The organism is Neobacillus sp. SAB-20_R2A (assembly GCF_049568635.1).
GTDB lineage: Bacteria > Bacillota > Bacilli > Bacillales > Cytobacillaceae > Neobacillus > Neobacillus citreus.
Window position 1 is genome coordinate 3,975,547 of record NZ_CP145895.1, and the last position, 21,437, is coordinate 3,996,983.

General features: G+C 37.7%; 29 protein-coding genes and 1 riboswitch. Of the genes, 12 read left to right on the forward strand and 17 right to left on the reverse strand.

Going from position 1 to position 21,437, the window contains the following annotated elements; genetic code table 11:
• Positions 1 to 138: 138 nt before the first annotated feature.
• From V5M37_RS19250 to V5M37_RS19270, 5 genes are all read right to left on the reverse strand, one after another.
• The gene (locus V5M37_RS19250) at positions 139 to 708 is read right to left on the reverse strand and encodes a TetR/AcrR family transcriptional regulator (RefSeq protein WP_423798753.1); all 570 of its coding nucleotides are present in this window, start codon (positions 706 to 708) and stop codon (positions 139 to 141) included.
• A gap of 109 nt (positions 709 to 817) precedes the next feature.
• Positions 818 to 2,431: a long-chain-fatty-acid--CoA ligase gene (locus tag V5M37_RS19255; protein WP_423798754.1), complete on the reverse strand. Its 1,614-nt coding sequence runs from the start codon at positions 2,429 to 2,431 to the stop codon at positions 818 to 820.
• A 78-nt stretch (positions 2,432 to 2,509) separates the two neighbouring features.
• On the reverse strand, positions 2,510 to 3,262 hold the full coding sequence (locus V5M37_RS19260; RefSeq protein WP_423798755.1) for an SDR family NAD(P)-dependent oxidoreductase: 753 nt from the start codon (positions 3,260 to 3,262) through the stop codon (positions 2,510 to 2,512).
• 243 nt (positions 3,263 to 3,505) lie between these two features.
• A complete protein-coding gene (locus V5M37_RS19265; RefSeq protein WP_213120614.1) occupies positions 3,506 to 3,700 on the reverse strand; it encodes a hypothetical protein in 195 nt (64 codons plus the stop codon).
• A 134-nt stretch (positions 3,701 to 3,834) separates the two neighbouring features.
• Positions 3,835 to 4,371, reverse strand: coding sequence for a helix-turn-helix domain-containing protein (locus V5M37_RS19270; protein WP_423798756.1), 537 nt, complete (start codon positions 4,369 to 4,371; stop codon positions 3,835 to 3,837).
• Between the two features lie 170 nt (positions 4,372 to 4,541).
• Here V5M37_RS19270 and V5M37_RS19275 point away from each other — a divergent pair, with 170 nt between their 5' ends.
• Complete coding sequence (locus V5M37_RS19275; RefSeq protein ID WP_423798757.1) at positions 4,542 to 5,423, forward strand: VanW family protein; 882 nt, start codon at positions 4,542 to 4,544, stop codon at positions 5,421 to 5,423.
• Between the two features lie 39 nt (positions 5,424 to 5,462).
• Here the strand turns inward: V5M37_RS19275 and V5M37_RS19280 are convergent, their stop codons facing one another.
• Both V5M37_RS19280 and V5M37_RS19285 read right to left on the reverse strand, forming a co-directional pair.
• The gene (locus tag V5M37_RS19280) at positions 5,463 to 5,822 is read right to left on the reverse strand and encodes a hypothetical protein (RefSeq protein ID WP_423798758.1); all 360 of its coding nucleotides are present in this window, start codon (positions 5,820 to 5,822) and stop codon (positions 5,463 to 5,465) included.
• Positions 5,823 to 5,928: 106 nt separating this feature from the next.
• Positions 5,929 to 6,501 (reverse strand): YkoP family protein, encoded by a 573-nt coding sequence (locus tag V5M37_RS19285; protein ID WP_423798759.1) that lies wholly within the window; start codon positions 6,499 to 6,501, stop codon positions 5,929 to 5,931.
• 118 nt (positions 6,502 to 6,619) lie between these two features.
• On the opposite strand from V5M37_RS19285, the gene V5M37_RS19290 reads away from it, so the two are divergent.
• From V5M37_RS19290 to V5M37_RS19300, 3 genes are all read left to right on the forward strand, one after another.
• The gene (locus V5M37_RS19290; RefSeq protein WP_213145242.1) at positions 6,620 to 7,330 is read left to right on the forward strand and encodes a class I SAM-dependent methyltransferase; all 711 of its coding nucleotides are present in this window, start codon (positions 6,620 to 6,622) and stop codon (positions 7,328 to 7,330) included.
• 192 nt (positions 7,331 to 7,522) lie between these two features.
• Complete coding sequence (locus V5M37_RS19295) at positions 7,523 to 7,729, forward strand: hypothetical protein (RefSeq protein ID WP_423798760.1); 207 nt, start codon at positions 7,523 to 7,525, stop codon at positions 7,727 to 7,729.
• A gap of 122 nt (positions 7,730 to 7,851) precedes the next feature.
• Complete coding sequence (locus V5M37_RS19300; RefSeq protein WP_213120607.1) at positions 7,852 to 8,103, forward strand: sigma-G-dependent sporulation-specific acid-soluble spore protein CsgA; 252 nt, start codon at positions 7,852 to 7,854, stop codon at positions 8,101 to 8,103.
• Positions 8,104 to 8,347: 244 nt separating this feature from the next.
• Here V5M37_RS19300 and V5M37_RS19305 read toward each other — a convergent pair whose 3' ends face one another.
• The 3 genes from V5M37_RS19305 to V5M37_RS19315 form a co-directional block, all read right to left on the reverse strand.
• Positions 8,348 to 9,274, reverse strand: a complete 927-nt coding sequence (locus V5M37_RS19305; RefSeq protein WP_423798761.1) for a YitT family protein — start codon at positions 9,272 to 9,274, stop codon at positions 8,348 to 8,350.
• A gap of 562 nt (positions 9,275 to 9,836) precedes the next feature.
• Positions 9,837 to 10,511 carry a hypothetical protein gene (locus tag V5M37_RS19310; RefSeq protein ID WP_423798762.1) on the reverse strand — a complete coding sequence of 225 codons (675 nt, stop codon included), beginning with the start codon at positions 10,509 to 10,511 and terminating at the stop codon, positions 9,837 to 9,839.
• A 41-nt stretch (positions 10,512 to 10,552) separates the two neighbouring features.
• Complete coding sequence (locus V5M37_RS19315; RefSeq protein WP_423798763.1) at positions 10,553 to 10,891, reverse strand: YmaF family protein; 339 nt, start codon at positions 10,889 to 10,891, stop codon at positions 10,553 to 10,555.
• Positions 10,892 to 11,061: 170 nt separating this feature from the next.
• On the opposite strand from V5M37_RS19315, the gene V5M37_RS19320 reads away from it, so the two are divergent.
• The 3 genes from V5M37_RS19320 to V5M37_RS19330 are packed head-to-tail and all read left to right on the forward strand — an operon-like array spanning position 11,062 to position 12,406.
• Positions 11,062 to 11,265: a DUF1657 domain-containing protein gene (locus V5M37_RS19320; protein ID WP_213120602.1), complete on the forward strand. Its 204-nt coding sequence runs from the start codon at positions 11,062 to 11,064 to the stop codon at positions 11,263 to 11,265.
• A 57-nt stretch (positions 11,266 to 11,322) separates the two neighbouring features.
• Positions 11,323 to 11,529: a DUF1657 domain-containing protein gene (locus V5M37_RS19325; RefSeq protein ID WP_213145236.1), complete on the forward strand. Its 207-nt coding sequence runs from the start codon at positions 11,323 to 11,325 to the stop codon at positions 11,527 to 11,529.
• A 16-nt stretch (positions 11,530 to 11,545) separates the two neighbouring features.
• Positions 11,546 to 12,406 (forward strand): DUF421 domain-containing protein, encoded by an 861-nt coding sequence (locus V5M37_RS19330; protein ID WP_213145235.1) that lies wholly within the window; start codon positions 11,546 to 11,548, stop codon positions 12,404 to 12,406.
• Positions 12,407 to 12,444: 38 nt separating this feature from the next.
• On the opposite strand, the gene V5M37_RS19335 is transcribed toward V5M37_RS19330, so the two are convergent.
• A complete protein-coding gene (locus V5M37_RS19335) occupies positions 12,445 to 13,413 on the reverse strand; it encodes a multidrug resistance efflux transporter family protein (protein ID WP_423798764.1) in 969 nt (322 codons plus the stop codon).
• 220 nt (positions 13,414 to 13,633) lie between these two features.
• On the opposite strand from V5M37_RS19335, the gene V5M37_RS19340 reads away from it, so the two are divergent.
• Complete coding sequence (locus V5M37_RS19340) at positions 13,634 to 14,248, forward strand: PH domain-containing protein (protein ID WP_423798765.1); 615 nt, start codon at positions 13,634 to 13,636, stop codon at positions 14,246 to 14,248.
• Between the two features lie 73 nt (positions 14,249 to 14,321).
• Here the strand turns inward: V5M37_RS19340 and V5M37_RS19345 are convergent, their stop codons facing one another.
• Entirely contained in the window at positions 14,322 to 15,137 is an 816-nt protein-coding gene (locus V5M37_RS19345) for a YitT family protein (protein WP_423798766.1), read from the reverse strand.
• 271 nt (positions 15,138 to 15,408) lie between these two features.
• Positions 15,409 to 15,598, forward strand: a riboswitch (Lysine riboswitch).
• 102 nt (positions 15,599 to 15,700) lie between these two features.
• Here V5M37_RS19345 and V5M37_RS19350 point away from each other — a divergent pair.
• Entirely contained in the window at positions 15,701 to 17,182 is a 1,482-nt protein-coding gene (locus V5M37_RS19350; RefSeq protein ID WP_423798767.1) for an amino acid permease, read from the forward strand.
• A gap of 31 nt (positions 17,183 to 17,213) precedes the next feature.
• Here V5M37_RS19350 and V5M37_RS19355 read toward each other — a convergent pair whose 3' ends face one another.
• From V5M37_RS19355 to V5M37_RS19365, 3 genes are read right to left on the reverse strand one after another with little or no spacing between them, the layout of a single operon-like run.
• Entirely contained in the window at positions 17,214 to 17,483 is a 270-nt protein-coding gene (locus V5M37_RS19355) for a hypothetical protein (RefSeq protein ID WP_213145230.1), read from the reverse strand.
• Positions 17,484 to 17,485: 2 nt separating this feature from the next.
• Positions 17,486 to 17,872, reverse strand: a complete 387-nt coding sequence (locus V5M37_RS19360; protein ID WP_213145229.1) for an SHOCT-like domain-containing protein — start codon at positions 17,870 to 17,872, stop codon at positions 17,486 to 17,488.
• Positions 17,873 to 18,244: a DUF2089 domain-containing protein gene (locus tag V5M37_RS19365; RefSeq protein ID WP_423798768.1), complete on the reverse strand. Its 372-nt coding sequence runs from the start codon at positions 18,242 to 18,244 to the stop codon at positions 17,873 to 17,875. It lies immediately after the preceding gene.
• 222 nt (positions 18,245 to 18,466) lie between these two features.
• Between V5M37_RS19365 and V5M37_RS19370 the strand changes: the two genes are divergently transcribed.
• Positions 18,467 to 18,640, forward strand: a complete 174-nt coding sequence (locus V5M37_RS19370) for a hypothetical protein (RefSeq protein ID WP_423798769.1) — start codon at positions 18,467 to 18,469, stop codon at positions 18,638 to 18,640.
• A gap of 51 nt (positions 18,641 to 18,691) precedes the next feature.
• Here V5M37_RS19370 and asnS read toward each other — a convergent pair whose 3' ends face one another.
• Positions 18,692 to 20,083 (reverse strand): asparagine--tRNA ligase, encoded by a 1,392-nt coding sequence (gene asnS / locus V5M37_RS19375; RefSeq protein ID WP_423798770.1) that lies wholly within the window; start codon positions 20,081 to 20,083, stop codon positions 18,692 to 18,694.
• A 328-nt stretch (positions 20,084 to 20,411) separates the two neighbouring features.
• Here asnS and V5M37_RS19380 point away from each other — a divergent pair, with 328 nt between their 5' ends.
• Positions 20,412 to 20,642, forward strand: a complete 231-nt coding sequence (locus V5M37_RS19380; protein ID WP_423798771.1) for a hypothetical protein — start codon at positions 20,412 to 20,414, stop codon at positions 20,640 to 20,642.
• A gap of 24 nt (positions 20,643 to 20,666) precedes the next feature.
• Here the strand turns inward: V5M37_RS19380 and V5M37_RS19385 are convergent, their stop codons facing one another.
• Positions 20,667 to 21,134, reverse strand: a complete 468-nt coding sequence (locus V5M37_RS19385; protein ID WP_423798772.1) for a GNAT family N-acetyltransferase — start codon at positions 21,132 to 21,134, stop codon at positions 20,667 to 20,669.
• 159 nt (positions 21,135 to 21,293) lie between these two features.
• Here V5M37_RS19385 and V5M37_RS19390 point away from each other — a divergent pair, with 159 nt between their 5' ends.
• Positions 21,294 to 21,428: a BA3454 family stress response protein gene (locus tag V5M37_RS19390; RefSeq protein ID WP_213145225.1), complete on the forward strand. Its 135-nt coding sequence runs from the start codon at positions 21,294 to 21,296 to the stop codon at positions 21,426 to 21,428.
• The last annotated feature ends 9 nt before the right edge of the window (positions 21,429 to 21,437 follow it).

The following is a 21,437-nucleotide window of genomic DNA, read 5'->3' on the forward strand; positions in this document are numbered from 1 at the left end:
CTTTCCAAATAAATGAAATGCACCATTTTTTTGATTTATACCTATTAATTCTGGAGTTTTTCACCAATACTAACCGGTTGGTATGTTCTTGGCTTAAAAAGAGGGATATAATCGGCATTAATATCCCTCTTTTTATTTCTATCCGCGTAATTGAATTCCCTTTAAAATCATATCGACAAATATCTCGCTGACCTCTTGGTCCGTATAAGCTCCCTTTGGGTTAAACCATTGATAACTCCAGTTGACGATCCCCAGAATCGCAAAAGATACAATGGATGCATTTAAATCTGACCGAAATTCGCCATTTTTCATTCCAGCTTGAATGAGCTCCTCAGTATTTAAACGGAATTGATCCCGTTTCGGCACAATTAATGCAGCATGTTCCGGACTTAAATTTTTCATTTCTCTAAAAAAGATTTTTGCCGCACGGCCGCGAATCTTAATATCGGAAATTAACATTAAAATAATGTCAAATAATTTTTGCTTAAAGCTTTTTGACTCATCCCCTAAGATTTGCTCTTGGCGACTCAATATTTCGCTAATATATCCAAGATGGATATCCATAAGCAGTTCTTCTTTACTTGAAAAATAATAGTAAAAGGTCCCTTTTGTCACCCCTAGTGTATCGACGATGTCTTGAATGGACGTTTCACTAAATCCTTTTTCTTCAAATAAGCGGATGCTTTGTTCCGTTATTTTTTCCTTCACCTTAATATCCTCACAATCATGTAAATATCTATTCGAGATTATACCATAAACTTTATCTCTTCTATAATATTGATTGCGTGAACTTTTTAAAAATTTTCATAAGTGTGCCCTACTGTTTTAAAGCTTCTTCTCTCAAGCTGCGGCGAAGGATTTTTCCAACTCCGGTTTTTGGCAGCTGTTCACGGAATTCCACATTACGCGGCGCCTTATAGGCTGCAAGATTTTCTCTGCAATATTGAATAATCTCATCCTCTGTTGCTGTTTTTCCAGCTTTTAAGACGACATACGCTTTTACTGTTTCTCCTCTGTAAGGGTCTGGCACCCCGATGACAACAGCCTCTTGGACAGAAGGATGCTCATACAGAACCTCTTCGATATCGCGAGGATAAATGTTGAATCCACCTGCGATGATCATGTCTTTTTTCCGGTCAACAATATATAAATAGCCGTCTTCATCCACTTTGGCAATATCTCCAGTATACAGCCACCCATCCTTCAAGGTAATAGCTGTTTCTTCCGGCATATTCCAGTACCCTTTCATAACCTGCGGCCCTTTAATAATTACTTCTCCTAGCTCGCCAGTCGGCACTTCTTCCGTTCCTGTTGATAAGTCGACAATTTTATATTCTGTTGAAGGCACTCCAATACCGACACTGCCCGTTTTTCTCTCCGCAAATGGCGGGTTGCAGTGTGTTGTCGGCGATGCTTCCGATAATCCGTAGCCTTCCAAAATTTGCGCCCCAGTTTTCTCTTCAAACTCACGAAGCAATTCAACCGGCATTGGCGCGCTGCCGCTATTACATGTCCGAATAGAATTTATACCGTACTCTTCTGCCTTCGGATGGTTAATCAGAGCAACGTACATGGTTGGAACACCAGGGAAGGTCGTTGGCTGTTCTGTTTTGATTGTATTCAACGTCTCTTCAATGTCAAAACGCGGAAGCATAATGGACTCTGCACCTGTATAGATAGAAAGATTCATACATGAAGTCATCCCATATACATGAAATAGAGGGATTACCGTTAAGCACTTCTCTTTGCCAAATTCCATTTCATGTTTGAAAAATTCCTGACATTGAAGGACGTTAGCCAAAATATTGCGGTGTGTCAGCATGGCACCTTTGGATCGGCCAGTTGTTCCGCCCGTATATTGAAGAACAGCAACATCGTGTTCAGGTTCAAATTCCACCGGAACCACATTTCCATTGCCCTCCTTAAGGAAGCTTTCAAAGCCGCGGTCCGGAGCAAAATCCTGTCCTGAAGGCTGGAGGCTGACAACAATAATATTTTTTAATGGAGTTTGTGCCTGCACGCTTTTCACCCTTGGGTAGAGGGCATCCAGAACGACCATCGTTTCCACGCCGGCATCGTTTAGAATATGAATGAGTTCCCTTTCAACAGACATCGGGTTGACCTGTGTGACAATTCCGCCGGCGTTTAGGATGCCATAATAGGAAATCACATATTGCGGACAGTTTGGCAGCATGATGGCAACCCGGTCGCCTTTTTGGACTTGGTTTTGCTGAATGGCAGACGTAAACGCAAACGCTAGGGAAGATAGCTCTTTATAACTTATTTTTCTGCCATAGAATGATAGGGCATTATTTTCCGGGTACTTTTCCGTAGTTTCTTTTAAAATCTGACCTAACGGTATATTAGGAATTTCAATCGTCTTTGCAATAGATTCAGGATAGTTTGCTAGCCATGCTTTTTGATAACTCATCTATATACCTCCGAATGATATTTATAAACAACGGTTCTCTTTCATTCTTATCTCGCTTCAGCAATTCCTCGTTTCCGATTAGAACGTCAGACCGCCGCCATCAACTGAAAGTGTGGCGCCTGTTATGAAAGAAGCTTCATCTGATGCCAAAAATAATACGGCATTAGCTACCTCTTCAGGACTGCCAATTCGGCCAAGGGCATTTGCCTTTTGGATGATCGGCCATTTCCACTCGTTTTGTCTCCAATTTTCAATGATTTTCGTATCAATGACACCAGGTGCAATCGCATTTACACGGATATTCTTTTTTCCATATTCAAGTGCGGCGTTTTTCGTCAAAATCACCACTCCGCCTTTGGATGCATTATAGGCTGACATGTACTTTTGCCCTTTTAGACCCAAGAGGCTTGCCGTGTTAACAATTGCCCCGCCGCCTGCTTTTATTAGTTCAGGAACCGCGTACTTAATGCCAAGGAAAACTCCTTTTAAATTAATATCAACGACTTTGTCCCATTCATCTTCTAATAAATCCGTGCTTTTCACCTCTGAATTGCCAATTCCGGCGTTGTTGAACATGATATTTAAAGAACCAAAGGTATTCGTTGTTGTGCTAATCAACTCTTTAATTTGCTGGGAGTCGGCAACGTCTGTTTTTACAAAGATTGCTTTACCTCCTGCGTTTTCTATGATGCTGACCGTTTCCTCACCACCAAGGGAATCAACGTCCGCTACTGCTACCGCTGCCCCTTCCTGTGCAAATCGGATGGCCGCTGCGCGCCCAATCCCGCTTCCTCCGCCGGTTACAATGGCTGTTTTACCTAAAAATCTCATAAACTATCAAACCTCACTTTTCTCAAATTTAGATTTAGTTAGTTTGAACACGCTTACATTATCATCTTAGATGCCCGCATAAAAATTGTTCGCGATTCTTATACTAACCGGTTGGTATGTAATAACTATAATTATACTATTCGCAAAGTAATAATTCAAATTCTTTTCTAAATATTCTAATAAATTTTTACAATTTTCGCGTCGAAAAGGAAAGAGGCTGTCCCATCTGACAGCCCCTCCATATTAAAATCTTTTTTGCATTTTTTTCTGTTTGTTCATCACTTCATACGATTTTTCAATAATATCTGTCAGAACATCACCCTTATAGATTCTACCAAGCTTTAATCCTTGCTGGTAATACTCGACAATCTCATCAAGTTTCGCCGCGGTGTCCTTCGAAATTCTTACATTCAATTGAATTCTGTCATTTTGCTCCAAAACAGACACTCCCGTTTCTTATGTTAGCAGTTTGCTAGCATTCTCCTATTCTTTTGTTATCTAATGCTAATATAGCATATTTCTACAATTTTTTCATTTTTTCTATAAAAAAGAGACTAGTGACCTAGTCCCCATTACTCCATTTTCTCTCCAGGTATGAAAATATTCGCTATATTCCTACTTCTTCTTCCTTTCTCAGGCTTATTTTGTGATATGTTCGCATATACAGCTGTAAGTTGCTTGATAAATTCCCTAAATTCTTCATCATTTAAATAAAAAGTCCCCTGCCGAAAGCTTACTCCATCAGCAATTAAATCAATGTTTTCCTGGTTTAAATAGCGCTCATATTCCCCCATCAAATTAGCCAAAAATTTGATAAAGAAGCCCATATGTTCGTCCTTAGACATGTTATTCATTTCTTCTGGGCTAACTGCCATTCCTGTTTGATGAATGGAATAAACCTTCTCAACCGTCCCGCGGATCGGCACTTCTGCAACAACTTGAATCACTTCTGCATCCGCCAATTTTTTGATATTTCGATAAAGAGATGCTTGCGGAATGTCAGGAAGCAATTCTTTTAATTGCTGCGCCGTCAGCTCTTGGTTAATTAATTGTTGAATGATTCTCATTCTGACCGGGTGTAATATAACATCAACTTTGGAATCCTTCATAAATAATTACTCCTAAACCTTATTATCATTATCAATAATGATAATATTATATTTTATTAATTTTGTAAACCCTTATTCCCCATTTTTTTAAAATGCCTGTAAAGAATTCCTTTTTTAGCTACATGAAAGATAAAATTTCAACTCATATTATAATGAGGAGGTTTTGTAATATGGGATTATCGTGGGTTCTTGGCTTTTGGCTAGCTGTTCAATCTGTCTCTCAGCTTGATTATTTGACAATTACAAAGGACGACAGCACCATAGCAAAGATTAGCCGAGTGGACTTTTTCTCCCCCTATACAGATTTACCAATCATTAATACTAAAAAATATGACCAATTTTTAGACCAACTGGATAAAAAGGTTTCCGATCAGCCTGAAAATGCAAGTCTTGACCATAATGGAAATATCATACCCGAAAAGGTGGGCTTTCAAATCCATCGCCAAGCCTTTACGGAGAGGTTTTATACTTATTTTTATAACAATACCCCGAACAGATTGGAAATTCCGATGGTCACCGTTTACCCAAAGGTAGACAGTGAACTTCTAAATGAGATCAGTACAGTAAGAATTGGCCGTTATGTAACTTCATTTAATTCGTCTAATAAAAACCGAACCACAAATATTAAATTAGCTGCCCAAGCTATTAATAATTATGTTGTCTTTCCAGGTGAGACCTTTTCATTTAACAAGGTGGTCGGAAAACGGACAAAAGCCAAGGGCTACTTAACAGCAAAGGTAATTGTCAGAGGAGAATATACAGAAGATATCGGAGGCGGAATTTGCCAGGTTTCTTCGACGCTTTTTAATGCTGTCGATAACGCTGGACTTGAAATTGTGGAGCGTTTTTCCCACAGCCGTAAAGTTCCATATATTCCACCAGGCAGAGATGCTACGGTTAGTTGGTATGGACCTGATTTTGTTTTTAAAAATAAATACAGTCAGCCTGTTTTAATCCGAGCAAGAACACTCGGTGGTTTGCTGATTATAAAGGTTTTCACTTCCGAAACAAGCAATTACATACCAAGAAAAATTCCAAATCCCCGCTATTAAAAAGAGGCTGACATTTAAGACAGCCTCTTCGTTTATATATTAGTGACGATCATTATTTAAGGCACTCTTTAATAATTCTTCAGAGAACTCAGTTAAAGCTGCATTATCCATCCTATCGAGGTTCATATTTGGCGTCAAATTTTTCAAGGCATTATTCATACCTTCGAGGTTCATGTTTGGCGCAATGTTTTTTACTGCATTATTCATTCCTGCGAAATTCATATTGGGAGCCATGCTTTTAACAGCATCTTTAAGAGGAAGGCCGAAATCGTTTCGTTTTCCTCTCGTTATCCCATAAACGACTGCACCGATTCCTATAAGAGATGCCCACATGGCTCCATTATTCCTTCTTTTAGGCCTGAACATTTTTAAAAACGGCATTCTGCTTAGATTTTTCATGCTTTGCACCCCTTAACACTAAATGTGAAGAATGTCTTACACCCTTCCATTTGCTTAATTTGTACAGTTTTTATAGGAGTATGAGAAGGAATCCATAGATAATTTGTTATTTCTCGGAAGAATCCTGCCCATATCTCGAATAAAGCGTTTCCTTGGACAAAAATAAATACGTTAGATGATACTTTTGAAAATTTCTTAAAGAGGAATTGGAGAGAAAATAAATGGGCAACTGTCCAAGCTTCTTAAAAAAGCGGTAAATGCGGCTTTTCGGTCTAAAACATTCAAATCCTAGAGCTTTAACACCGCGGTCGAGAGATGTAATGCCAATTATTCCTATTATTTTTTTCTCATCGGGATGTTCCTTGAGATAACTCGCTAGTGCCGGCATGGAATGTAAAACGAGCCTATACGTAAGTTTTGCTCTTTTTAAATCGTTTTTAATCTTGCCTATTTCCGTAATTATACGGACATTATGTAAATGAATTTTTAACAGCAGATCATTTTTATCAATTTTTGTCCCGTCAGAGAGAATATATTTTTTTCCCTTAAATTTAGTTAGCCGAACCCTGAATACAGAAGGTTTATTATTCACATCCCCTATATACTGTAATCGGGAGAAAAGATAAAAAAGTGGATCAAATAATTTCCAAATCCATAATAATGTGCTTCGTATCCCCATATCCTTCACTCCATTTCTTACCCTGGCTCATGTTTATATTTTATAAATAACCTGTGAAAAGAGAACCTATTATAGCCCTTTTTCATAAGATGCAAAAAAGAAATAGGGTGGTGTGTCTATGGGAGGCCTGACGTACATTGATTTCCTTGCCAAGTTTGGCATTGGTGGTGCCCATCCCGGAGGATTTGGATTAACAAAAAATATGCTTTTGCAAGAAAAAATTACACAGAATTCTTATATATTGGATGCTGGATGCGGAACTGGACAGACATCTGCCTATTTGTATGAGCAATACAAGGCAAACGTGTTTGGATTGGAACTTAACCCTATAATGATTGAAAAAGCTCAGAACCGTTTCCAAAACAGACAGCTTCCCATTCAATTAGTTCAAGGTTCTATAGAACAAATTCCATTTAAAGATGAAACCTTTGATTTTGTCCTTTCAGAGTCTGTTTTAGCCTTTGTTAATAAACCAAAGGCCTTAAAGGAGCTGTTTAGGGTATTAAAAAAAGGCGGTCGTTTTCTAGCCAATGAGATGACCATAAACAAAAAGCTTACTGCCCAGGAAGAAATAGAAATTAAAGAGTTTTACGCAGTCGATTCCCTGCTCCTAGAGGAGGATTGGAGAAAGCTTTTAAAAGAAACCGGCTTTCACGATACCAAGCTAAGTGTGCATCCCCTTGATTTCGTTAATGGCAATACAGGTCAGGAATTTAATTTCTCCGCAAATTTTGAGCCCGAGCTTTTTGGTATTCTAAATCAGCATGGAAACATTCTTGTTAAGTACCATGATATCTTGAGCCACCGAATTATTACTTGTACGAAGTAGTAATAAAGAAAACAGCCCTTAAGTTCAAAATTGAAAGAAGGGCTGTTTTCCTTTTATTAAAAATGGGACAAGGTTTAGTTGTTTGCCCTTACAGAAATAGGACTTCCCTCATATTTTATAGCAAGTACAGTTGATTGGAGGAACTATCGAGTGGAATTGAATTATGAACAAGCGCGTCGGTTGGAGGGTCAAATGATTCGCTTTAAAAATAAAGAGGGCGAATGGTCAATTGGAAAAGTGAAAAAGGTAAGAAAAGATGGACTGGAGATTGAGGAATTATCTAACTCTTCAGGCTCAGGTGAAGGCTATGGCTTCCCTTTCTTTGGACCTCCGTTTTTTGGACCGCCTATCTTTTTCCCATTTGTTGGGTTCGGCATCGGTTTTCCATTATTCTTTTAATGCAAGTACGATATGTACTTGCTTTTTTTCTTGATTTCACCAAAAATAATTTCCTGACCAGTTCCAGTGAATATTATTAGCCTTTCGATGAAAAATAAGGACGTGAAAGGATGGGTGAAATCATGGATAAAACCTTGGGATATCTTCGCGAAATTTTATCTAATTATACTGATAACCATACAGATGGCAAACAAGTATATCAAAAACTCGTAAAAGGGCATTATCATTCTGAAGGGGATTTTGTCCGGGATTTGAGCAGTAAAGAAATGGACTTTTTAAATAAAATCCTGCCTGATGAAATTAAATATGCGCGTGAGGAACAAGACGAGAAGAGAGCTTACCAACTGAATGAGGTTTATGAACTATTACTATAACCAAGTAAAGATGGCAGAGTTATCTGCCATCTTTTTTGAAAATATTGCTTTTTTTGCATTCTTTATTTCCTAGGTAAGCGCATAGTGCGACAAAACATGCAGTTACTTTAGATTCATTTTCATCATAAATCGACATTTAATTTTCAGAATTTACAATTTATCCGTGTCTCTTTCTTGATATTAAGACCAGAAACGACAAATTACCTTTTTCGGCAATAAACTAGAATTTCCATCATTTTTCTTATTAATGGATATCTCTTTTTTTGAATCTTCCGCCCCTTACTTCGGCAATATCTGCAACAGCTAAAAAGGCATGATCATCATAATCGGTGACAATTTCCTTCAATTTCGCTTCCTCAAGACGATTGATGACGCAAAAAATCACTTTTTTGTCATCTCCGGAAAAAGCCCCTTCTCCATTTAGATATGTGACACCACGTCCAAGTCGATGCAGAATGGCATCGCCTATTTGTCTGGCATTGTCACTGATAATCCAAACTGACTTGGATTCATCAAGGCCGGTAATCGTAATATCAATCGTTTTGTAGGCAACAAAATAGGCTATTAAAGAATACATAGCGCGATCCCATGTAAAAACAAAGCCTGCACTTCCAAGAATAAAGAGGTTAAAGAACATAATAATCTCCCCGACCGAAAACGGGAGTTTATTATTAAAAAGAATGGCTAATATTTCTGTACCATCTAAAGATCCTCCATACCGAATAACTATACCAACCCCTATTCCGAGGACAACTCCCCCAAATATGGTCGCAAGGAGAATATCTTGTGTAAAGGCTGGAACTGGATGGAGTAATGTAGTAGCGATGGAAAGAATGATAATACCATATAGTGTAGAGAGAGCAAACGTTTTTCCGATTTGTTTATAGCCGATAAAGAAAAAAGGGATATTTAGAATAAAAAGGAATATTCCCAAATTCCATCCTGTTAGATATGATAGCATAATGGAAATTCCGGTAATTCCGCCATCAATAACATTATTGGGAACGAGAAAGATTTCTAATCCGACCCCCATTAGGGTGGCACCAAGGGTGATTAATAAAATGCGTTGGAGAATTTTCTTTTTTGTCAATTTTCGATGGTGGATTTTTTCTAGTTCTGCTGCAAGTGTTTCCTGCTGCTCCTTTAGGTTAAGATCTTGAATTCCTGTCATTATCCTGCCCCTTTCATTTTAATTCCTATAAATAGAATACCGAATAATGGCACCTATGTATAATACTTTGCATCTTTATTCACAAATAAAAAAGAAACTGCTTTATTTTTAAAGCAGCTCCTTTTTTATTAACAACTTAGGAGACCCAACCATGAAATCAGCCAATTACTTTTTCAATTTCATTCCCAATTAGCTTATGTAAATCTAATTGGAAACTTTGAAAAATCAGCCGATTTTGTGTTTGTTCCGTTGAAGGAATTAATTCACATGTTAAATGGAATTCAAATCCCTTTTAAAACAAACATCATTTTCGGTATTGGAACCGATGACTCTTTATTCCGTTTTTGCTGGAATAGTTTCACCTTACTACTTCGTTCACAAACGGAACGAACACGTATGGTTGAGCCTCCTAAGTTGTTAGGTTTGTGTATTTTCTTTACACTTTTATTATAGCACCCAAAAATGATCATAACCGCATTACTTGTGGCAGTTCTGTGAACATTTGGAAAAAATTATTAAAAAAGGTCTGCCCCTAACGAAGTGAGTCAGACCCTTAATTTTTCTAATCGACAATCGGATTCTTAAAATTATCCGTAACGAGGATGTTGTATTTATTAATTTTATCTTCTATTCTTCTTATGTTTTCCCTAAATTTAACATCATAAGGAATTGTAATCACGCTGCCATCTTTTTTTTCGAATTGATATTGGTAATATTGAGTGGTCCCTTGGTGGTTTCTATAGACAATCTTTACTTTTGCAATATCCTCCCACTCATACTCTTTTTCCGTTAAACTTGTTAAAGAATTATTATGGATTCCTTTTTCATCTATGTAGTAATACGTAGTTAAACTTAAAATAAATGCAGGAATGGAAATTATAAGAAGGAAAACTGTCGTCCATTTAAATTTCGGTCCTTCCCACCGTTGTCTAAAAATGAGGTAAACGGTTAATACCAATGCTGCGTAAAGCATTCCTGCCATAAAGGTGATATAAGCAGAAAAAGGTGTTGCAAAAAGCCATTGGGAACGGGAATAATATATAAGGCTCTGATAGGACGCCACAACAACAAATGGTACAAACAAACTGCTTATGTACAAAATAATTGTATAAGCTGCTAATTTAACTGAGTTTTCATCTGTCGAACTATTTCTTTTCAATAACACATTTAACCCCCCTCTAACCAATTTTACCTTATTTTTACAAAAATTAACAACCTTTGAATTAGCAAAACCCAAAAAAAGAGCCCCCTTTTTATGAAGGACAGCCCTTTTAAGATTTATTTTGTTCCCGGTGCTGGGTGGTCGACACCTTTGACATGATGGCTATGGCCGTCATCTTCACTCGTATGGAAATCGTAATAATGAACATGCATTCCGTTTCCAACCGGTATCGCTGGACCTGAGTAGGCACGGTAATGATGGGTATGCCCATCTTCAAATAACACATATCCCTCCGTATAATGAATATGCCCTCCGTCCTGAGTTGGAATCGGCGGTGAGGTTACATCTAGGCACTGGTGTACATGCCCCACACTCATCCCGGTATAGTCAACAGACCCGTGGTTATGATGCGGGACAAACCCTGCTGCAAAATCATCCTTTCCTATTTTCGACAATCCCTCCACCCCCAAAAATAGTCCTTTTTTCATTCCATCTATATGCATGGAAATGGGAATTTATAAATTACACTTCCAAAATTTTCACTAAATTGGTAATACATAAGTCAAATTATCGTACGCACACTATCAAAGTAAGCGATATTTTTTAAAGAAGGAAGGGAAATGGAATGACTGTAGGTACACAAGTTAAACAGACTTTGGCAGGTTTAAAATCGGCTCAGGCTAGTTTTGAATCGTTTGCTTTGCAGACTGAAAACCAAAGCGCCAAGCAAATTTATCAGCAGGCAGCCCAGCAAACTCAGACGATCATTGACAGTGTTGAACCGCGCATCCAGGAAATTATAAACGAAGAACCGCAATACAATCAGTAAAAAATAGGTTGGCGATTTCGCCAACCCATTTTCTGTTTTAATAAGGAGGAGCAAAATATGACAGTTGCATCTAATGTTAAACAATGTCTTGCCTCACTAAAAGGGATTGAATCGCAGCTATCATCCTTGGCTTTAAATTCTTTGGATCAAAGCGCGAAAGAAGCATTTCATGAATCAATGTTTACGATAGGAAAAATAAAAAAAGATCTTCAATATCGTGTTTTAGAACTTGAAAGACTAGAGCCGCAATATAGGGGCTCCTGATTTGGGGTGAACTGAAGTGAACGGATTTGTTGAAATTATCCTCCGCTCTTTTCTTTTTATTGGACTCTTATTCCTAACCACAAAATTGGTTGGAAAGAAGCAAATATCCCAACTTACCTTTTTTGAATATGTTTCTGGAATCACCATTGGAAGTATCGCGGGCGAAGCCATTACGGGGCTGGAAAAGAATTATTTGCACGGGGCCGCGGCCATTATTTTATTTGGAATTGTGGCAATTTTAGTGGACTACCTATCCTTAAAGAGTAAATATTTTCGTGATTTTGCAGAAGGCAAAGGAACAGTAATTATTAAAGATGGAAAAATACTTGAGGATAATTTGAAAAAGGAAAGATTTACCATTGATGAGATTTCCACTCTTCTACGAGAAAAAAATATTTTTAAAGTGGCAGATGTGGAGTTTGCAATCCTAGAGCCGCGTGGAAAACTAACAGCTCTATTAAAAAGGGAAAATCGGCCATTAACCCCTAAAGATTTACAAATGAAAATGGCAAATGAGAAGGAACCAAATACGATTATTATGGATGGCAATATCATCGAAGAAGGTTTGCGTGCCTCGGGTAAAAACAGAGCCTGGTTGTACACAGAATTAGAAAAGCTTGAAGTTACCCTTGACAATGTTTTTCTCGGGCAAATCGATTCCTTTGGAGAGATAACAGTTGATCTTTATGATGATAAACTTAAAGTACCAGCCCCAACACAGAGGCCTCTTTTAATGGCCAGTCTAAAAAAGGCTCAGGCGGATTTGGAAATTTTCTCATTATCAACGGATTGCGAAAAATCTAAAGACATGTATAAGGAAAATGCAGCTTTAATGCAAGGATTAATAGACAAACTCGAGCCATACTTAAATGGATAACGAAAAAGAGGCTGTCTCTATAGCCTCTTTTTTAAATGCTAAGCACTTTCCTTGCTGGCACTTAGCGGTGCCTTTTTATGAGTTGCATAGCTGTGGAGAACCATACCACCCATTACAAGCAGCATTCCCAGCCAAGAAACAGCATTTGGCAAAGGGGTATTTAGGAGCCATACTTCCCCAATTAGAGCAAATAAAACCTCCACTGCCTGTGTTGCTTCTACAGCGGCTAGCTTTTGCATATTTCCTCTTACCAAATCAGTCGCCTGAAAAAACAGGATGGTAGCTATTACCCCGGAGGAAATAGCCACTAACCCGGCTTGAAATGTTTGCTCTATACTTGGTGGTCCCACAGTAACTAGGCCATATATGGACAAAATCAGCCAAAAAGGCATGCTTGCCAAAGTCATTCCAAGAACACGCTGGAAAACATCAAGTCTTCCACCGCAAATATCCATCATTTTACGATTTCCAAGCGGGTAAGCAAACGAAGCAATTACAACAGGCATTACTCCTAATATGATTGCCGTCACTGAAAGGGTATCGGCCTGCTCAAGCTGCATTAAAACGATGCCCAGCAGAATGATTAATGACATTGCCAGCCCTTTAAAGGGAATCTTCCCTTTCACTATAATCGGACCGTCAATGGTCATAACCTTTTCATAAAAAAGCGGAGCTAAAAGAGAACCTGAAATAATGGTTATTTGCCAGGTTGCAGCAATTAGCCAACCGGGGGCATAGGAAGCAGAAAAACAAAGCGGTGCATAAAACAAACCGAAGCCAATACTACTCCACAAAATCCATTTTGCTGGTGCCGTTTTCAGCTCTTTCAAGAGCGGCTTAAAATTTTTCCTACCCATTACAATAAGCAATAGAAATGGAATCATAAAGAAATATCTTAGTGATGCACTCCAAACCCAGCTTCCGCCAGCAAGGTCCATTGCCCTGTTTAAAATAAATGTAAATGCAAAAAAGAAAGCGGCAAAGATGCCTAAAATGATAGGACGCATGGTTTTCCCCTTTAACTCTTGTCAGCTTTGAATAGTTCAATACTCTAAAGTATAACAGATGTCTGAATAATTTGTTAATACTGAATTTCCCTTAAAATAAAATGCATATTCTAAAAATGTTGGAAATAAATTTAAAATTGTCATTCAAATAACGAAACCTCTGTGCCTCCTATTCGTACATAAGAATGGCAAATATTATAAGTAGAGAGAGGTTGACACTATGTTTGGAAAAGTGGCTGCAGATTTGTTGGGATTAAGTGATGTAGGGTCGGTGATTAAGCCTTCCGATTATGATAAAGTGGATGCCGATGATTACGTGATGCATGAGGATAATGAAAAGATTTATTTCTTAATTAAATCAAAATCTGATGAGTATTGCTTTACAAATAATGCTCTCATCCATCTTGATGGTACTAGTGCTACAAGCAAAAAGCGGATGCTTCATCGGTACAGCTATGCCACAAATAAAATATCAGATGTTATGTTGGAAACGGCCGGTACAGTCGACCTAGACGTGGAAATCAAATTCAAAATCGGCTCTCAGCCTTTCTCCGTTGACATTCATAAAAAGCATATCGAGGAAGTTAAAGATTTATACAAGGCACTTATAAAAATTTCCGAGATTACCCATGAAAATGATATTTCCCTTCAGTTTGCCAAGCAAAGTCTTGATGTAGCTTCCACAACATTAGGGCGTGTCTCCACTCCTGACAATAATTTGGTTGTTCAATTTAAAATGTTGAATCAGGCAGCATTCCAGTGGCTCGAGGAAAGTAAAAAACAATATTGTGTCAAAGATTTTGGCTTTGTTTTTGAAAAATATATAAACAATTAAAATACAAAATAGTGACCGTCTCTTAAGGGAACTAAACTCCCATGGTATTGAGACGGCCTCTTTTTTTTAAACATTAATGCGGGCTTGGCCGATGAAACAACCCCATTACTTCTATCGTTTCTGTAATATTCACAAAAGCTGTCGGATCGACTTCAGAAATAAGAGATTTAACCTCGTTTAACTCATATCTTGAAATGACCGAGATTAAAATCTTTCGGCTGCCATTTGTATATCCTCCAACCCCATCCATAATGGTGAGTCCACGATATAAGTTGGCCACCAAATGATTTCTCATTTCTTCGCCCTTTTCTGTTATTATCATTAAAGTTAATTTGACATGGTCCGTATAAATAGCGTCAACCACTTTTCCTGTAACAAAAATCGAAACCAACGTATTGAGGGCCGCATCCCAATTGAATAAAAATCCGCTAATTACAATGACAATCGCATTCATTCCGGAGAGGAGCACCCCGATTGGGAAGTCTTTCTTCCGGGAAACAATCATTCCGATGATATCAAATCCACCCGTTGAACCCGAGCTTCGAAATACGATTCCAACCCCTAGACCGGTCAAAGCTCCGCCAAATATTGCTGAGAGGATGGTATCTTTCGCGACTGGAAATACTGGTACTAAATAAAGTCCTAAAGAAATAACGAACACTGAAAAGATTGAATTAAAGATAAATCTTTTTCCCAGCATTTTATAGCCAATGATTAAAAGGGGAAGGTTCAACAAAAGATTAGCCACTCCTGTGTTTATGGGGGTAATCATTCCTATTATCATCGAAATTCCGCTCATCCCGCTACTTAACACCTCGTGAGGGATGAGGAAAAGATTGAATGCAGCTACAATTATAAAAGAGCCGATAATAATTCCAACCATCTGCATGAATATTTCTCCTGTCTTTCCACTATTTATTTAAAAAAAATGATAACGATTCATAGCTAGGATGTAAACTAATTAATATATTTAAAAAACAATTAATTATCTGGAAATAGCACCCAAAGAATAAGTTGAATAATTATAAAGGCATATTACATTAATATTCACCTTACAAAAAGCCCTAATCCCTCGTTTCCAATATATAATATTGACAAATTTATTAAAACGTATATACTCTAGTAATATATCATTTTTAATATTAAATCCTCATCAAAACCGATGAGGTAGAGGTCGCGGTTTTTATCAGTAAAATGGACGAGACGCAGAGATGTTTTTGACTCCGTTTGAAAGGAAAAGCTGCCGAAGTGTGTTTTTCTCTCTGGAGAAACATGCTGGGGCTGTCTCCGAACAGGAACAGAACTGTCACGTTTAGCCTTACCAGCTTTACGTGTTGAGCTATCTTTCGGAAGGTATGATGCGGGGTATATACAAATGCCGTCGAATCTGCTTCGAGGGCATTTTTTATTCCAAACTCCTTCCAATAAAAAAAATTTAAAGGAGTCATAAACATGCAAACAGCGCAGGTAAGAAAAGACGAAATATACACTAGGCCCACGGGTCCAAAAAATAATAAAAATGAATTAAGACGGAGCTTAAAGTCCCGCCATCTTACGATGATTTCTCTTGGCGGAACCATCGGGACCGGATTATTTCTTGCCAGCGGCGGAGCTATCCATAGTGCGGGACCTGGCGGAGCGATTCTATCATATCTCGTTATCGGCATTATGGTTTATTTCTTAATGCAAAGTTTAGCTGAAATGGGTGCCTACATGCCGGTTGCAGGAAGCTTTAGTACCTATGCTACGAAATTCGTGGATCCATCCCTTGGTTTTGCCCTAGGCTGGAACTATTGGTACAACTGGGCCATTACGATTGCAGCAGAACTTTCTGCAGTAACAATGATTATGAAATTTTGGTTTCCAGATTCTCCTTCACTATTATGGAGCAGCATCTTTTTAGTTATCATGTTCTTGTTAAATTATCTTTCTGTTAAGGGATTTGGCGAGGCAGAATATTGGTTCTCATTAATTAAAGTTATAACTGTTGTGATCTTTATCATTGCTGGTACGTTAATGATTTTTGGAATTATGGGAAATGAAGCAATTGGCTTAAAAAACTTTACAGTTGGAGATGCACCATTCCATGGCGGATTCATGGCCATGCTTGGAATCTTTATGGCAGCTGGATTTTCCTTCCAAGGAACTGAACTTTTAGGTGTTGCAGCGGGTGAAACAGATAACCCAGAAAAATCAATCCCACGTGCAGTAAAACAAGTTTTTTGGCGAATTCTTTTATTCTATGTGTTAGCTATTCTTGTTATCGGTCTTATTATTCCTTATACAAATGAAAACCTTGCTAATGGAGATGTTGCTGTAAGTCCATTTACGCTTGTTTTTCAAAAAGCCGGAATCGCATTTGCTGCTTCTGTCATGAATGCAGTCATTTTAACAGCAGTTTTATCAGCAGGTAATTCAGGAATGTATGCATCGACTCGGATGCTTTGGGATTTGGCACGTCAAGGAAAAGCACCAAAATTCCTTGGTAAATTGAACAAAAATGGTGTGCCAGTTAATGCTTTAATTGTAACAGCATTAGTCGGAACACTTGCTTTTCTGGCATCCCTTTTTGGCGATGGTACAGTTTATGTATGGCTTTTAAATGCTTCAGGTATGTCCGGCTTTATCGCGTGGTTAGGAATTGCGATTTGTCATTATCGCTTCCGCAGAGCTTATGTGGCACAAGGCAAAGATCTAAACTTATTGCCATATAAATCAAAGTTGTTCCCATTTGGCCCAATCTTTGCTTTTGTTGTTTGCGCCATTGTCGTAATCGGGCAAAACTATTCAGCATTTATGGGCGACCATATTGATTGGAACGGTGTATTAGTATCCTATATCGGTCTGCCATTATTCCTTATCCTTTGGTTAGGCTATAAATTCACAAAGAAAACAAAGGTAATTCCTTTGGAGAAGTGTGATTTAAATAATTAAAAATAAAAATGGCTCCCTGGGAGCCATTTTTCTATAATTTAATGGTAACTTCTGTCCCATCTTTTAATTTCGTTTCCACTAACAACAGGCCTTTATGCTTGGTCAGACCATCCAATAAAGGCTTTAAATCGCTTTTTTCTATTTGTGGAAGGACGAACTTTTCCCCGCCTTTTTCAATCGATTTATTGATAAAGCCAATAAATCGTCTTGAGGTTATTACCGAACTTAGAAGATTTAAGACAACATAAGGAACGGGTACATTGAAGTTTCTTTGTTTTATCTTTAAGCCCACTTTTAACATTCTTATTCAATCACCACAAACACTTTATCGCCATTTGCTGAAGTAACATCCACAATTTGGCCGTCTAGTTCGTTTTCAATCGCTTCTATTAACAAATCTACATTGATATCTTTCACATACTTTTCCGCTTGCGGAATTCTTTCGGCAATGCTGGTGCCCACCTTCAACACTGCTTTCACAAGATTAATGGGAAGATTGACATTAACATTATCACCTTCATGGGAATTAACACGAATTTTTAGCATTTTGCTGCCATATGATGAGGCTTCTTTCTTTAATTCAACAGTTGGTTCCTTCCCTTGAAGGACGTTAATTAGTTCAGTCGCTTTTTCTTTATCAAGCTTGCCTTCCTCAACCAACGTTAACACTCTAGAGATTTCATCTTTCATTTACATATCCCCCTCTTTTAATAAGGCAATAGCCTCTTCGGCAGTGATTTCCCCTTTTTCCAGCATGGATACGACCTTCTTCTTATCAACCTCCGCCTTTCGGTTTGCTGAGTAGCCCATAGCCGAAATGATGTCGTCTAATTTTCCTCTTACTGTTGGATAAGAAATCCCAAGTTCTTTTTCGACTTCTTTAATACTTCCGCGACACTTCAGGAAAATTTCAATAAAATGAAGCTGTTCCTGTCCAAGTGAGGCAAGCTTTGATAATTCGAATTCATTTTCCACCGTCGTGTGGCAATGTTTACACTGTAGTTTGGTAATGTTTAATTGTTTGCTGCAAACAGGACAATTGGTAATTAACGGGTAAGCCATTTTATTCCCCTTTCCTTTATTACCCATATCATACATTACTTTCATAAAAATTTAAAGTATAAATTAATATTTTTAATTTAATTTATTTAAAAAATTAAATTTGTTAAAACTAACATTAAAAAAATACGTTAGATTCAAAGCAATAAAAAACATCTCATGAACAACCAAACAGTTTTGTTAATATGTGGTATACTCAATTAGATAACAGAAGGAGTGTTTAATTTGAAAAACACCAATAATCGATACCAAAATGGACAAATGGTGAGCATTAAAACAACCGGAGAGACAGTTACTATTTTAAAGTGGCAATATATAAAAAATATGAAGCGATATTCCTATATCGTCAAAGAACAGCCGAGTTTATTTTATTTCGAGGAAGAATTAGAAGAACTTTAGATCCAGACAAAATGAGAAGACCAACCACTCGGTTGGTCTTCTCATTTTAGTTTAAAAATCTGCATTCCCAGGTGTTCTTGGGAATGGAATCACGTCTCTGATATTGGTCATTCCGGTTAGGTACATGATCAGTCGTTCGAAACCAAGGCCATAGCCGGAATGCTTGGTGCCGCCGTATTTTCTTAATTCCAAGTACCACCAATAGTCTTCTTCGTTCATGCCAAGTTCTTTGATTTTCGCAGTAAGAACCTCTTCACGTTCTTCACGCTGGCTGCCGCCAATCAGTTCCCCGATTCCGGGTACAAGAAGGTCAGTCGCTGCCACCGTTTTGTCGTCTTCATTTAAGCGCATATAAAAGGCTTTGATTTCTTTTGGATAGTCTGTAACAAACACCGGCTTTTGGTATACCTTTTCGCATAAATAGCGCTCATGCTCAGTTTGCAGGTCAAGGCCCCATTCAACAGGATAAGCAAAATTCTCACCTGATTTTTTCAAAAGTTCAATAGCCTCTGTGTAAGTGACTCGGCCAAAGTCGGCTGTATATGCATTGTTTAAGCGATCCAATAATCCCTTCTCCACAAAACTGTTAAAGAAGGCCATTTCCTCCGGAGCTTGCTCTAACACATATCCGATTACATATTTCACCATTTCTTCAGCTAGGTCCATAATATCAGGAAGCTCCGCAAACGCCACTTCAGGTTCAATCATCCAGAATTCAGCCGCATGTCTTGCCGTGTTTGAATTTTCCGCTCTAAATGTTGGACCAAATGTATAGACATTGCGGAATGCAAGAGCAAAGGACTCGGCAGAAAGCTGGCCGCTTACTGTTAAATTAGTTTCTTTTCCAAAGAAATCCTTTGTATCGTCTGTTTTGCCCTCTTCATTTTTCGGCAGGTTATTTAAATCCAGCGAGGTTACTCTAAACATTTCACCCGCACCTTCAGTATCACTCCCTGTTATAATCGGCGAGTGAACATAAACGAAGCCTTTTTCGTTAAAAAATTTATGCATGGCATATGCAGCAATTGATCTCACACGAAAAACAGCAGAGAAAGTATTGGTTCTTGGTCTTAAATGAGCAATCGTTCTTAAATATTCAAATGTGTGTCTTTTCTTCTGCAGCGGATAATCTACGTTTGAAGTCCCTTCAATCGCAATAACTGTTGCTTTGATTTCAAACGGCTGCTTCGCCTGAGGGGTATGGATAAAGTCTCCCACTACTTTAATAGATGAACTAATTGGCAGCTTGGCAATATCCTTATAGTTCTCTAGCTTGTCATCGAAAACAATCTGAACACTCTTAAAAAAGCTTCCATCATTTAATTCAATAAATCCAAAGGTTTTAGAATCGCGAATCGTCCGGATCCAGCCAGATAATTCAACTTTTTTGTCAATGAAGCTTTCAGTATTTCTGTACAAATCTTTAATTAAGACCTGTTTCACTTGAATTTCCTCCTAATTTATATGTATAAGTTATTGAACAACCAGAGGCAGGAGTGACCATTTAAATAAAAAACCTCTCATCCCAAGTTGGGACGAAAGGTAATTTCCCCTGTTGTTACCGTTAGTGTTTATCCCTTCCATATTATATTAAAAACCTCACAAATAAGCAATATTCAACAAAATCGATAATTTAGCCTTCGTTGTTGTTAAGTTAGCCTATTCCATGACACGATTTTCAATAATTTTCTGAAAAAATAGCAGGAAAATAAAAATCGAGGTCGAATTAGTAAACAAATGTTCGATTCTTGATTGGTTAGGAGTGTTGGTTATGGACAAAATCACTTGTATTGCCTATCTTCTTTACAATTCATCTAAGAATCAAGATATCCGTGAAAAAGCTATTCAATTATTAAATGGGGATGTATCAATCCGCGATTTAAAAAGAATTGTTTCCATACAAGCCCATTTAGTTCTAGCAGAATCCACATTAAAGAAAAATAATCTAGACAAAAATCTTGTCCAGCAGTTCGCCGAGGAGTTCCTGAGCGTTGAAGTTTAAAAAGCTTCCAAACCGGAGGCTTTTTTATCCGATAAATTTTTCATAACAAAAAATAACTCTTCCGTTTTCCCAGTCAGCTGTGTTATAATATTTAAACCCTAATAATTCCCAAAAATGTCTTGCTTTTGTATTTTCTTTTATAACACCAATTCGGACTCTGTCCAAACCCCGCTTGTCCATCTCATTTTCAATGTGTGCATAAGCTTGTGCACCAAAACCATATCCTTGATAATCAGCATGAATCATCAGCAGTCCCAGCCAAGGAAAATGATCGTTGGGATTTTCCAACACGTAATCCATAACACCAATATAAGTATCATCAAGTTTGATAAAAACACTGATCGTTTTAGGGTTTAAAAATTCCTTTTCCAAATCGGCAAGCTCCCTTGCTGCCAAGTCATTTTCCAAAACATTGTATTCTGGATTCGAATTCACAATTTCTAGCGCAATATAGAGTGTTTCTTTCCTAATCTCTTCAAAATGTATCGACATCGTTTTTCTCCTTTTTTATTCATACTTAGGATTTTTTATCAAATAATCAGTTATTAACACTTTAAAATTATGTCATAAAAATCAGTTCTCCGAATAAGCTTAAACCGTTGTGAAAAATTGGATCTACTCAAATAATTTTGTAAAGAAAGGTGATTTTATATGGTACAAATCGAGGTAAATATTTCTTTCGAAGGAAGAAACTATTGGACAAATGTCATTGCCGACCAAAATACATCTGATGAAGAAATACTCCGCCTTGCTTTTGAACAGGTTCAAAAGCAATGGAAAAAATAAAGTTTGAAA

Excerpts from the sequence above, each read along its gene's own strand:
- V5M37_RS19290 (WP_213145242.1), top strand. The coding sequence starts at position 6,620 with ATGGGAGGCCTGACGTACATTGATTTCCTTGCCAAGTTTGGCATTGGT.
- V5M37_RS19380 (WP_423798771.1), top strand. The coding sequence starts at position 20,412 with ATGGACAAAATCACTTGTATTGCCTATCTTCTTTACAATTCATCTAAG.
- V5M37_RS19255 (WP_423798754.1), bottom strand. The coding sequence starts at position 2,431 with ATGAGTTATCAAAAAGCATGGCTAGCAAACTATCCTGAATCTATTGCA.
- V5M37_RS19305 (WP_423798761.1), bottom strand. The coding sequence starts at position 9,274 with ATGACAGGAATTCAAGATCTTAACCTAAAGGAGCAGCAGGAAACACTT.
- V5M37_RS19390 (WP_213145225.1), top strand. The coding sequence starts at position 21,294 with ATGGTACAAATCGAGGTAAATATTTCTTTCGAAGGAAGAAACTATTGG.
- V5M37_RS19270 (WP_423798756.1), bottom strand. The coding sequence starts at position 4,371 with ATGAAGGATTCCAAAGTTGATGTTATATTACACCCGGTCAGAATGAGA.
- V5M37_RS19365 (WP_423798768.1), bottom strand. The coding sequence starts at position 18,244 with ATGGCTTACCCGTTAATTACCAATTGTCCTGTTTGCAGCAAACAATTA.
- V5M37_RS19360 (WP_213145229.1), bottom strand. The coding sequence starts at position 17,872 with ATGAAAGATGAAATCTCTAGAGTGTTAACGTTGGTTGAGGAAGGCAAG.
- V5M37_RS19340 (WP_423798765.1), top strand. The coding sequence starts at position 13,634 with ATGTTTGGAAAAGTGGCTGCAGATTTGTTGGGATTAAGTGATGTAGGG.
- V5M37_RS19325 (WP_213145236.1), top strand. The coding sequence starts at position 11,323 with ATGACAGTTGCATCTAATGTTAAACAATGTCTTGCCTCACTAAAAGGG.
- V5M37_RS19275 (WP_423798757.1), top strand. The coding sequence starts at position 4,542 with ATGGGATTATCGTGGGTTCTTGGCTTTTGGCTAGCTGTTCAATCTGTC.
- V5M37_RS19385 (WP_423798772.1), bottom strand. The coding sequence starts at position 21,134 with ATGTCGATACATTTTGAAGAGATTAGGAAAGAAACACTCTATATTGCG.
- V5M37_RS19295 (WP_423798760.1), top strand. The coding sequence starts at position 7,523 with ATGATTCGCTTTAAAAATAAAGAGGGCGAATGGTCAATTGGAAAAGTG.
- V5M37_RS19350 (WP_423798767.1), top strand. The coding sequence starts at position 15,701 with ATGCAAACAGCGCAGGTAAGAAAAGACGAAATATACACTAGGCCCACG.
- V5M37_RS19280 (WP_423798758.1), bottom strand. The coding sequence starts at position 5,822 with ATGAAAAATCTAAGCAGAATGCCGTTTTTAAAAATGTTCAGGCCTAAA.
- V5M37_RS19260 (WP_423798755.1), bottom strand. The coding sequence starts at position 3,262 with ATGAGATTTTTAGGTAAAACAGCCATTGTAACCGGCGGAGGAAGCGGG.
- V5M37_RS19320 (WP_213120602.1), top strand. The coding sequence starts at position 11,062 with ATGACTGTAGGTACACAAGTTAAACAGACTTTGGCAGGTTTAAAATCG.
- V5M37_RS19285 (WP_423798759.1), bottom strand. The coding sequence starts at position 6,501 with ATGGGGATACGAAGCACATTATTATGGATTTGGAAATTATTTGATCCA.
- V5M37_RS19335 (WP_423798764.1), bottom strand. The coding sequence starts at position 13,413 with ATGCGTCCTATCATTTTAGGCATCTTTGCCGCTTTCTTTTTTGCATTT.
- V5M37_RS19345 (WP_423798766.1), bottom strand. The coding sequence starts at position 15,137 with ATGCAGATGGTTGGAATTATTATCGGCTCTTTTATAATTGTAGCTGCA.
- V5M37_RS19300 (WP_213120607.1), top strand. The coding sequence starts at position 7,852 with ATGGATAAAACCTTGGGATATCTTCGCGAAATTTTATCTAATTATACT.
- V5M37_RS19355 (WP_213145230.1), bottom strand. The coding sequence starts at position 17,483 with ATGTTAAAAGTGGGCTTAAAGATAAAACAAAGAAACTTCAATGTACCC.